Source organism: Amycolatopsis sp. NPDC051373 (genome assembly GCF_040689465.1).
Classification (GTDB): domain Bacteria; phylum Actinomycetota; class Actinomycetes; order Mycobacteriales; family Pseudonocardiaceae; genus Amycolatopsis.
In genome coordinates, this window is the sequence record NZ_JBFBAE010000051.1 from 23,499 (window position 1) to 32,512 (window position 9,014).

The window sequence follows — 9,014 nt, forward strand, 5'->3', positions numbered from 1 at the left end:
ATGGCCGCCGAGCGCGAGTACGCGGCGGTGGCGTACGACACCGTCACCGGCCGCGTGCTCTATGACCTCCCATTGGCCGCCGAGCCTGAATGGTCCAGCATCGTCAACGACTCGGGCGGCTGGAAGATCTCCGTCCCGATCGACGGCGAGCGCACCGTGAAGGTGCGGGAGTGGTGCGTGCCGGACAAGTTCTCCGTGGCCGTGCTGCTCGGGGACGACTTCGTGTGCCAGGCGGGACCCATCACCCCGTACCAGCCGGATCCGACCACCACTGTGTTCACGGTGTCGGGTAAGGGGATCTGGGACATCCTCGACCGGCGGGTGCTGTACAGCGCGGCGCTCGATCCGGCCGCTGGCCAGCGGCTGACCGACCCCGCCGCGGACGTGAACCTGGCGGGAACGCTGCCGTACATCGCCCGCGAGATCGTCAACCACCAGATAAACCAACAGTTCATCGCTGGGTCGAACCTGCCGATCGATTTGCCCACGATCGCACCCGATGGCGACGATGTCCGCACCTACCACGGGTACGACATCGCCCCTGGCGGGCAGCGACTGCGCGAGCTGACTCAGGTCGAGGACGGGCCGGACGTACTGTTCCAGCCCTACCTGACCACGGTGGGCGGCCAGCGGTTCATCCGGCATCGGATGCTGGTCGGGGACCCGTACCTCACGCAGCCGGGCGTGGACCTCAAATTCTTCTACCGGCGCACGCTCACGAGCCTGGACATAGCCGGTGGCGTGAAGCCGGGCGCGGTGCGGGCGTTCGTGAAGGGCGTCGGCAACGAAGCGGGCCAACTCTACGGCACCGCGACCGCCGACGACTTGATCGCCGCCGGGTGGCCGTTGACGGACCTGATTGACAGCAACCACACCGACGCCTCCGTTCAGTCCACCCTGGACAGCTGGGCGGCGGCCGACGTGACGCTGTCCTCCGGTCAAACCGAGCAGTGGCAAGCCACCGTGTTGGTTGATGCGGACCCCCGGCTGGGCACATACAGCCCCGGGCATTTCGTCACCTACTCCGTGACCGACCACCACTGGTTGCCGGACGGCGATTACCGGTGGCGCGTCATCGGACTCTCCAAGAGCAGCAGCACCCCACGTGACCGCGTGGACCACCAGCTACAAGCCGTGCGCACCGGATAAGAGGGGAACCTGATGGTCGCGAACCACCCGCCCGAACGGCCCGGGTCGCCGGACTTCATCGTGAATGAGCTGCGTGAGCTGAGGCAGCAGATCGCCGCGCTCACCCGGCAGTCTAAGTACCCGTTTGTGGTGTCGCACGACGATCCCGCGGTGGGCAACGTCGTGGATGTGGCGATCGTGCCACGACCCAACGGCCTCAACGGTGCCGTGGTGGAGATCTACGACGGTGCGGGACACCTCGTGCTAGGGACGGACGTGGACACCGGTTATGGGTTGGCGCAGCCACAGATTCAGGTGCCCATGTATGCGACGAACCCGGGACTGATTTACAACAGCGGCACTTCGTTCACGTCGTACCAGGACGGCCAAGTGCAGCAGAACAACAGTTGCTTTCTCGCTCAGTGGCGAATGAATAACTCGTGGGGCGGCGTGGGTGCAGCGTCGGTCGTCGAGAGCTACGTAAAGATCTTCGACTCCGTGACCGGCTGGGCATGGCAGTCCCCGACGATCACGTCCAGCCCCAGCACCACGACAGCCCCAGGCGTGCTAACCACCTGCGGACCGTACGCGGTGCAGGTGCCACAGGACAGCATCGGCAACTTCTTCGGCATCGACATCTTCAGCCGGGTGGTATCCGGAGGAGCGCAATCCGCAGTTGCTGTCACGCCGCTGTCCATGCTGGGTTGCGGATACACCCTCGCACAAGGATTCCTCGCCGGGACGGCCACACCATGACCATTGAACCAGGGCAGCCGATGCCGAACCCTGAACGCGACTTTCCTGACTTCAGATATCTCTTTGGCAGGCTGGAAACCAAGATCGACAAGATGGATGAGACTCTTCGGCAGGTCGCGGAAAAAGTAGGACGCCACGACGAACGTATCAGTGGCCTCGAACGCGACATGCGCGAAATCCAGGCTTCGCGCCTCACGGATCAACAGCAGGAAAAAACCAATCGTGGTGGTATGCGCATCGCGATCATCGCGGCAATCGTTTCGTCGCTGATCGGTGGATTGTTCGTTGTGATCCAGATCCTCACCCATTCCTGACTGGAGATGCACCATGCGCATCATGTACGACTCGGTCACGCCAGAAAACATTCTGAAGGCGAACCCGCACCCGCAATTGGTCGGCGGCTACATCAACGGCAAGTACAAGTGGTCTGACGCCGACTGGGCCTTGTTCCCCAACTCCGTGCACGTCCGGATCTCAGTCCGGGCCAGCTTCCTCGACGGGCACGTGCTCGACGTGGAGACCGGCGACGCCACGCCACAGGAAGTCCCTGCCTGGCTCACCGCGCGGCGCAAGGCCGGCGCGGACCCGGCGATCTACTGCAACCGCAGCACCTGGCCGCAGGTAGCCGCCGCGTGCAAGGCGGCCGGGGTTGCGGAATCGCACTACTTCATTGCCACCGCCAGCGGCAAGGCCGAGATCCCCGACGGCGCGGTGGCCGCTCAGTACTTGCTCGACGTGGCCCCGGGCATCGACGTATCGGCCGTGGCCGATCACTGGCCCGGTGTCGACCCCGCACCAACCACCACAACCAGCGCTGCACCCATTCCCCAGGAGGACCCCATGCAGCTCCGAGCAGGCACGCAGCGTTCGGCTGCGTATTCGCTTCCCGCCAACGCGTCGGAACTCGTCGTCAGCGTCGCGTACGACAACCTCGTCATCCACCAGATCGACTTTTGGGGCCCGTACGGGAAAGCTGGTGACAAGAACTGGCTTGGTGGTGTCGGCCAGAACACCGTCACCGACCACTACGCGTGGGTTGTTCCGGTCCCGAAGAACACGCTGTACGCGTCGATCCGGTGGACCCTCGCGAACGACCTGCACGAGGGCTCGGTGATCGCCCGATGAAGAACCTTCTGTCGAAGCTGGCCCCTCTGGCTGGAGTGCTCGCGCCGGTGCGTAAGGCGGTCGGAACCGTGCTCGGTGGCGCTACGGGTGTTGGTGTCGCCGAAGTCCTCGACGCGGTCGGTGTGCACGTCGCGACCCCGGCGGCGGCTGCTCTCGCGCTGGTTCTCGCCACCGTTGGCACGTATCTCGCGCCGGCCAACAAGGATGCGGCCTCCGTCGTGGTGTCCGCGCCCGCTCCCGCCGTTGTCGTGGTTCCCACGCCCGGCCCCGAAACGGTTGCGCCGACTCCTCACCCCTGATCGGCCGCCGTCCTACTCCCGGCGGTCAAACGGCCCCCACCCTGCTCCCCATAGTTCGTCCTCTGGGGTGCGCGGGTGGGGGCCGTTCTTGCGTGCGCCCTTTGTGCCGGTTCGGCATGTAGTATCTCAGTACCAGGCCGCGGTCCCGTCGGGGGAAACAGTGATCGGCCCAGATTCCTATCGGAGGAATGATCATGGTGCTAAGTCGTCGCGCCCAAGAATTTGCGGCTGAGATCCGCGAACACGATTGGTGTGACGCCCCGTTTCGGCTTGACCGGGCTGGGCACAAACGAGCTTCGGACTCGAACATTGGTACTGCTCCGGAACTGGATCCCGAACAGACGGACGCTGTCCGCACGAATGTCATGTGGGTTGTGGCGCAGGTTCTGGGCTACCAGGAAGGCCCGTCGTTTAACTCGTACGAGTTCGCCGACGCCTGCGGTGTTCGCACATTGACCAAGTACGGTCAGCCTGACGGCTACATCACGGCCGGTCTTCGGTTGAACTCGTACACCGGCGAGTATGTGATCCCTGGTACGCCAGCGTCGTTTGACACGAAGGATGTCGTTTGCGGCCAGTCCATTTGGCAGCCCGAGTCGGAGCGCGGGCAGTTGTGTCGGCGCACCCGCGGACATGATGGGCAGCACACAGTTCGTTCCGTCTACGACGTTTGATCATGGATGCGGGCCCGGCCATCGAACTACCTTGGGAGATGCCGGGGCCCGCGTTGATCGTCTTACGGTGAGTCGTCTGCTTCAGGCGGGACAGACGTACTGAACCGCCGCCCCGACGACCTTCTCTGCCGTGTCCGGAGTGAAGTCGCCGCCATCGGCGATCTTGACTACCAAGTCGGCCTTGCTCTCACCTGTTCGGAGATGCGAGCAGATCGTGTCGGCAAGCTTTGTTGACATGGCGATGTCCGAGTTCGGGTCGCTGCGCGCGACGTTCGGGGTGTTGCCCTCCGCCTGCGCTGACGCGTTCATGAAGCCGGTGTAATCCGGGTGATCGAGTTGTGCGTACGCCTCTCGTGATCCGCCGGTGACGGCGTTTACGGCGAAGACGATTCCGAGCGCTAACGCAGCGGATCCAGCGACTATCCCTGCAACCCATGCTGCGAGTCTTCGGTTGTCCGACCTCATCGCCTAGTCCCTCACTAACCTCTGCTTTGAACCCTCGTCTCCTGTGTCACGCACGCGGCGGGGTCTTTTTCTCGTCTCCGGAGTAGCCAGGGCGCTGCGGCCTCCGAGAATGTAGCTGCGCTACTTAGCTACGAATGCGCCGCCTGCGCGCATCCAGGAGCGCCAGCACCAGGAGGTAGATCGTCATGCCAAACACCACCATGTATCCCAGCGAGGTCAGCACGACGCCGACCAGGCCGAGGTTCGGCAGGATGAAGGCGCCCAGGAGCACGCCCGCGACGAGGATAAGGAGCATGAGCACGCTGGCCTCGCCGGCCGTGAGGAACGGTCGGTACTGCGCTCGCGCGTTGGGCACCGTTTCAATCGTCTGAGACATGATGGCTCCTCTTCGTCGTCGTAGATCACTCGTGTTGATCATGCCTGCCGTTACAAAAACCACGCCCCGATTCCGACCGCGGTCCGGGCGTCACTGGCCCGTGCGCTGACACCGAAGAGCCCCCGTCTCCTGCATCACGCAGGCGACGAGGGCTCCTTTGTCGTTCGGGCGACGGAGTGACTACGGTCTGGTCAGTTCGCGTCGGCCGAGGTCGGTGAGCTCGTACCAGTGCTTCGGTTGGTCGTCGCCTGGCTTGGGCTCGTCATACCCGTCGGTGAGCCAGCCGCGTTGCGTGAACAGCACGATCAATTCGTAGAGGCGTGCGTTGTGCAGGCTGGCTGCCTTGCGAAGGTCCCAGCTGTAGAACCGGGTCCCCGCGGCTCTGGCGAGGAGCGCTGTCTTCAGCTTGCGCATGTCCCGTCGCGACTTCATGGACTTGATGCTAAGCCACGTCGCCGGGCTGCGGCGGGTTCGGACGCCATCGGAACAGGGTGGATCGCATGGCGCCCCCGGGTCGAGTGGGGCCTGTCGGTTGCCGAGGCGGGTAGCTTCCCGCCGAGCCGTAGGCCACGTTCCCCTCCTGTCCACCAGCGAGGCAGCTTCGGCGGTCGCGACGGGGTGGGCGCTGGTTCTTGGGCATGGCTTTCTCCTAACGCCGCTTCGGCGGGTCCGGCTGGATCGGTCTTGGTTGAGGGCCGGGGTTCTTGGTCCCGGGGTTTGGTGATCCCTGCTTGCCGGGTCCGGGTCTGGTCGGTCCAGGTCCTGCGGGGTTGCGCGGCATCGAACGTCCCTTCGATAGTTGCATTTGCAAATTCGGAGGAGGTTGGAGCCCGGCCGCCGTGCCAGGTCGGGGTACCGGTGCGGCGGCCGGGAGATCACTCGTCGGCGATGACCTCGCCGGTAACGGGATCGGTCAGGACCTCGGTGCCGTCGTCTTGGATCCAGACGCCCATCAGGGCCGCCGTGGGAGCGCTCGCGGCCGGCGGTTCAGACCGGGATGTCCGGGCGGGATGGTCCAGCCGAGGGCGCGGCGGTAGGCCACGTCGCAGTACGGGCACTGGGTCGGCACGCCGCGCGCCGTGCGCTGCTGCAATGGTTCGAACTCGGCCGCCGCCGTCTCGCCGCACAGCATCGTGATGCCCTCGCCCGGGGCCGGTATGGCCGACAGGCTGGTGCGGTGCCACACCCCGTCGATCACCGGGTGGATCGCCTGCGGGTCGATGTAGATCAACGCCGTCATGACCAGTCACTCCCGTCGTGTTCTGGCTGCTCAGAGCCATCCCAAAACCCCGTGGAGTGACGCTACGATCACCAGTGAGTAGGTAGAACGGACCGCGAGTACGGGTGGCGGTTCGACCGGAATCGTCCAGACCTGGAGCGACCGTGAGCGGAGCAGCGGCAACACTGACGGGCAGTCAGGGTTCCCGTTCAACGGGCATCGTGACCGGCTACGTCCTCAAGCTCGCACGCCAATCCGCGGGACTGACACAAGAGCGTCTCGCGGAACGTCTCGCGGTCGACGGGAGCACCATTCAAGGATGGGAATCGGGGCGCCGTCCCCTGTCTGCGATGCCCGCTGGAGACTTTGTCCGGCTGTCCTCCCGGCTGCCCCGGCTGGGCGCACACCCATCCACCGGCCAGCACCTGCGCGCCGCCGTCGAGGCCGATCTCGTGCTCTCGACCGGGATCGCTGCCGGCGGCGCGTACGTTGACCCCGAGGTGCACCCGCTGGCCGCGAGCGTGCACCGAAAGACGCTCACGAACCTGATCACCTGGCCCTTCACCGGGCACCTGCCCCAGGAACTGGCGGTGTTCACGCCGAAGGTGCCACGGCGCGGACCAGTCGCGCCCGGGCCCACGATGGGCGTCGACGAACGGACCCGGTTCTTTGACCACCTCATGACCGTCGCGGAGCGCGGCGTACGTGCCGACGAGGCACTGCTTCGCCGCCAAGCGGTCTACCTGCTCGGATTCGACGAGCGCGACCAGGTCGTGGAGTGGCTGCGCGGCGAATGGGCAAGCGCCGGCCGTCGCCCGATCGCCGACGGCGACGTGACCAGTCTCCTCGAAGCCCGCTCGGCGTCCGTCGCCCTGGCCTCGACCGGCGACAGCTCCCACCTGCACGACTTCGTCACGCGCACCACCGGTTCGCGCTCCGAACTCGCGAACCTAAACTACTGGGCGCACTGGATCGGCGAACTCCCCGACGACCAGACCGACGACACCTTCATGGCCGCGGACGACACCCGAGCCTGGTCCGGCGTGCGACTGTTCCACCACCTGGTGAGCCGTCTTGACCCGGCCTCGCCGCACCTGCCGCTGAACCTGCACACCGTGCACACACTCGTGGCCAGCCGCCCCGCCCTGCTCACCGAACGCTCCGCCGCTCGTGACGCACTGGCCGAAGCGCTGGAGATACTCACCTCCACCGACGTGCTGACGCGTGACGGACGTGACCAGGTCGCCGGCCTTCACTACGCTCTTCGTCTCGCCGACCGATAGGGAGAACACTCCATGCCAGACGAGCCCACGGCACTCGCCGCGTTCGGCTACGAACTCGGATTGCTCAAGCGCATCCGCCGCACTGGGTGGTGGCACGTTGGCGTCCGCGATCCCGAATCCGTCGCCGAACACAGCTTGCGTGCGGCCCAGATCGCGGCTTTGCTTGCCGCGGAGGAAGGCGGAAGCCCGGAGCGGGCGGCGTTCCTGGCGCTGTGGCACGACACGCAGGAGACCCGAACCGGAGACATCCCGCACACCGCGACCAAGTACATGAGCAAGCCCGAACCCCGCGAGATCACCGCCGACCAGACAGCGGCCCTACCAGACGCCTCCTGCACGATGGTCCGGAACGCAGTGGACGAGTTCGAGTCCCGAGAGACCCTCGAAGCGCGGTGCGCGAAGGACGCGGACAAGCTGGAGATGCTGTTCCAGGCCGTCGAGTACCGGGACATCGGAGTCGAGCGCGTCGCCGGGTGGATCGACTCAGCCCGCAAGGGGCTCTCAACCGAGACGGCGCGGCTTATCGCCGAGGCGGCTACCACGCTGTCCCCGCTGGCATGGCGGGACCGCTGAGCGCCCCTGAGCGCGAGAATGCCCCGGCAGGAACACCGGGGCATTTTGCCGTTCTTCCCTGTTATCGGACGATGTGGCGGTACAGAGCGACAAGGCCGCTAGCCGCGACGACGCAGCCCACGAGCGTCAACGCGATGGCCACGAAGAGTTCGATTCCAACGTTCCCGTCTGCTGTCGGCGACGTGAACCGGGGGAGTCGGATAGCCCAGTACGTGAGCATGATCCCGAGCGGAACCACCACCCGAACGATGATCACGGACAGCGGGGCTTCTCGGGTCGAGCGGTCGGCGGCCGGCATCAGCACTTCCTCTCTGGGCATGTGCTTACTACTCGCGGGTCCCGCGGGACGCGTTACGCGGATCATGCGAACCTCACTCGACAGGCCAGCGTGTTGGTGTCCTCAAGCGGGACCCGGTCGGCTTGGGCGATCACGTGTCCGTCGTAGGTGATGGCGCAGTTCGCAGTCTTGTCGCCGATCGGTGCAGCCACGTACACCGTGAGGTCGATCTGTTCGGCGGGCTTCGCGGTGGAGAAGTGTGCCGAGTCGTGGCCAGCCGCCGGGAGGTCGATGGGTCCGGTGTCGCCGAACACCTCACCGCGCACCCGGAATTGGGTGCCTGGCGCACCAGCCACACTGACGACCACCTCGTGCTTCGTGGACGCTGGTACCGCCTGCGGTGTGGCCGCGGCTGGCTTGCCGGGAACAGCGACATCGAACGCGCCGGCAGCCCAGAGGGTGAGCAGTGCGGTACCCACGATCACAACGACCAGTCCGGCGAGTGCGGCGATGATCTGCGCGGCCCGCTTCACAGGTCCACCCCGTTCGGGTCGCACTTGTGGTTGCCCATCGTGGAGCAGTTCCAGCACGGCTGGTCCTCCTCGCAGTGAGCTGTGGTTGTGGGGCTAGCCGGCGACGCCGGCGCCTCGCACTGGGCGGCGAGGGTGAGCGGCAGGACGACAACAGCGGCCAGTTGAGCTGCCAGTCTGGCGGCGGTCCGGGTCTTGAGGGCGCGCAAGGGAACTCCTCGGATGTGCGGTCACCCGTCCCACATTTGGCCCATGATCTTGCTTCCCGTACTGGTCAGAGCGATTTGAGAGCAGAGGTCGGGGCTGCTC

At 65.7% G+C, this 9,014-nt stretch carries 14 protein-coding genes and 1 pseudogene; 9 read left to right on the forward strand and 6 right to left on the reverse strand.

Translation table 11 applies throughout. From position 1 onward, the window contains the following. The 6 genes from AB0383_RS48735 (at position 1) to AB0383_RS48760 (ending at position 3,982) form a co-directional block, all read left to right on the forward strand. Positions 1-1,149: a hypothetical protein gene (locus AB0383_RS48735; protein ID WP_366191438.1), complete on the forward strand. Its 1,149-nt coding sequence runs from the start codon at positions 1-3 to the stop codon at positions 1,147-1,149. Positions 1,150-1,161: 12 nt separating this feature from the next. Next, positions 1,162-1,884 (forward strand): hypothetical protein, encoded by a 723-nt coding sequence (locus AB0383_RS48740; RefSeq protein ID WP_366191440.1) that lies wholly within the window; start codon positions 1,162-1,164, stop codon positions 1,882-1,884. Continuing rightward, the gene (locus tag AB0383_RS48745) at positions 1,881-2,198 is read left to right on the forward strand and encodes a hypothetical protein (RefSeq protein WP_366191442.1); all 318 of its coding nucleotides are present in this window, start codon (positions 1,881-1,883) and stop codon (positions 2,196-2,198) included. The genes AB0383_RS48740 and AB0383_RS48745 overlap by 4 nt, the downstream gene beginning before the upstream one ends. Positions 2,199-2,220: 22 nt before the next feature. After that, complete coding sequence (locus AB0383_RS48750) at positions 2,221-3,009, forward strand: hypothetical protein (RefSeq protein ID WP_366191444.1); 789 nt, start codon at positions 2,221-2,223, stop codon at positions 3,007-3,009. Then, positions 3,006-3,308, forward strand: a complete 303-nt coding sequence (locus AB0383_RS48755) for a hypothetical protein (protein WP_366191446.1) — start codon at positions 3,006-3,008, stop codon at positions 3,306-3,308. The genes AB0383_RS48750 and AB0383_RS48755 overlap by 4 nt, the downstream gene beginning before the upstream one ends. 188 nt (positions 3,309-3,496) lie before the next feature. Continuing rightward, entirely contained in the window at positions 3,497-3,982 is a 486-nt protein-coding gene (locus tag AB0383_RS48760; protein WP_366191448.1) for a hypothetical protein, read from the forward strand. Between the two features lie 81 nt (positions 3,983-4,063). Here AB0383_RS48760 and AB0383_RS48765 read toward each other — a convergent pair whose 3' ends face one another. The 4 genes from AB0383_RS48765 to AB0383_RS48780 all read right to left on the reverse strand — a co-directional run bounded on the left by AB0383_RS48765 (position 4,064) and on the right by AB0383_RS48780 (position 6,063). Next, positions 4,064-4,447 (reverse strand): DUF732 domain-containing protein, encoded by a 384-nt coding sequence (locus tag AB0383_RS48765; RefSeq protein ID WP_366191450.1) that lies wholly within the window; start codon positions 4,445-4,447, stop codon positions 4,064-4,066. 124 nt (positions 4,448-4,571) lie between these two features. After that, positions 4,572-4,823, reverse strand: a complete 252-nt coding sequence (locus tag AB0383_RS48770; RefSeq protein WP_366191452.1) for a hypothetical protein — start codon at positions 4,821-4,823, stop codon at positions 4,572-4,574. Between the two features lie 180 nt (positions 4,824-5,003). Further along, positions 5,004-5,255: a hypothetical protein gene (locus AB0383_RS48775; protein ID WP_366191454.1), complete on the reverse strand. Its 252-nt coding sequence runs from the start codon at positions 5,253-5,255 to the stop codon at positions 5,004-5,006. A gap of 520 nt (positions 5,256-5,775) precedes the next feature. Next, complete coding sequence (locus AB0383_RS48780) at positions 5,776-6,063, reverse strand: hypothetical protein (protein WP_366191456.1); 288 nt, start codon at positions 6,061-6,063, stop codon at positions 5,776-5,778. Between the two features lie 200 nt (positions 6,064-6,263). On the opposite strand from AB0383_RS48780, the pseudogene AB0383_RS48785 reads away from it, so the two are divergent. The 3 genes and pseudogenes from AB0383_RS48785 to AB0383_RS48795 form a co-directional block, all read left to right on the forward strand. Then, positions 6,264-6,377 (forward strand): annotated as a pseudogene (locus tag AB0383_RS48785) (helix-turn-helix transcriptional regulator); the annotation flags it as partial. A gap of 15 nt (positions 6,378-6,392) precedes the next feature. Continuing rightward, the gene (locus tag AB0383_RS48790) at positions 6,393-7,325 is read left to right on the forward strand and encodes a hypothetical protein (RefSeq protein WP_366191464.1); all 933 of its coding nucleotides are present in this window, start codon (positions 6,393-6,395) and stop codon (positions 7,323-7,325) included. Positions 7,326-7,337: 12 nt separating this feature from the next. After that, positions 7,338-7,898, forward strand: a complete 561-nt coding sequence (locus tag AB0383_RS48795) for an HD domain-containing protein (RefSeq protein ID WP_366191458.1) — start codon at positions 7,338-7,340, stop codon at positions 7,896-7,898. 61 nt (positions 7,899-7,959) lie between these two features. Here the strand turns inward: AB0383_RS48795 and AB0383_RS48800 are convergent, their stop codons facing one another. After that, positions 7,960-8,217, reverse strand: a complete 258-nt coding sequence (locus AB0383_RS48800; RefSeq protein WP_366191460.1) for a hypothetical protein — start codon at positions 8,215-8,217, stop codon at positions 7,960-7,962. 41 nt (positions 8,218-8,258) lie between these two features. Next, complete coding sequence (locus tag AB0383_RS48805) at positions 8,259-8,765, reverse strand: hypothetical protein (RefSeq protein ID WP_366191462.1); 507 nt, start codon at positions 8,763-8,765, stop codon at positions 8,259-8,261. Positions 8,766-9,014 lie beyond the last annotated feature (249 nt).

Coding starts and splice junctions, on each gene's coding strand:
- AB0383_RS48780 (WP_366191456.1), bottom strand. CDS start 6,063: ATGACGGCGTTGATCTACATCGACCCGCAGGCGATCCACCCGGTGATC.
- AB0383_RS48795 (WP_366191458.1), top strand. CDS start 7,338: ATGCCAGACGAGCCCACGGCACTCGCCGCGTTCGGCTACGAACTCGGA.
- AB0383_RS48800 (WP_366191460.1), bottom strand. CDS start 8,217: ATGCCCAGAGAGGAAGTGCTGATGCCGGCCGCCGACCGCTCGACCCGA.
- AB0383_RS48745 (WP_366191442.1), top strand. CDS start 1,881: ATGACCATTGAACCAGGGCAGCCGATGCCGAACCCTGAACGCGACTTT.
- AB0383_RS48775 (WP_366191454.1), bottom strand. CDS start 5,255: ATGAAGTCGCGACGGGACATGCGCAAGCTGAAGACAGCGCTCCTCGCC.
- AB0383_RS48755 (WP_366191446.1), top strand. CDS start 3,006: ATGAAGAACCTTCTGTCGAAGCTGGCCCCTCTGGCTGGAGTGCTCGCG.
- AB0383_RS48740 (WP_366191440.1), top strand. CDS start 1,162: ATGGTCGCGAACCACCCGCCCGAACGGCCCGGGTCGCCGGACTTCATC.
- AB0383_RS48790 (WP_366191464.1), top strand. CDS start 6,393: ATGCCCGCTGGAGACTTTGTCCGGCTGTCCTCCCGGCTGCCCCGGCTG.
- AB0383_RS48770 (WP_366191452.1), bottom strand. CDS start 4,823: ATGTCTCAGACGATTGAAACGGTGCCCAACGCGCGAGCGCAGTACCGA.
- AB0383_RS48765 (WP_366191450.1), bottom strand. CDS start 4,447: ATGAGGTCGGACAACCGAAGACTCGCAGCATGGGTTGCAGGGATAGTC.
- AB0383_RS48760 (WP_366191448.1), top strand. CDS start 3,497: ATGATCATGGTGCTAAGTCGTCGCGCCCAAGAATTTGCGGCTGAGATC.
- AB0383_RS48735 (WP_366191438.1), top strand. CDS start 1: ATGGCCGCCGAGCGCGAGTACGCGGCGGTGGCGTACGACACCGTCACC.
- AB0383_RS48750 (WP_366191444.1), top strand. CDS start 2,221: ATGTACGACTCGGTCACGCCAGAAAACATTCTGAAGGCGAACCCGCAC.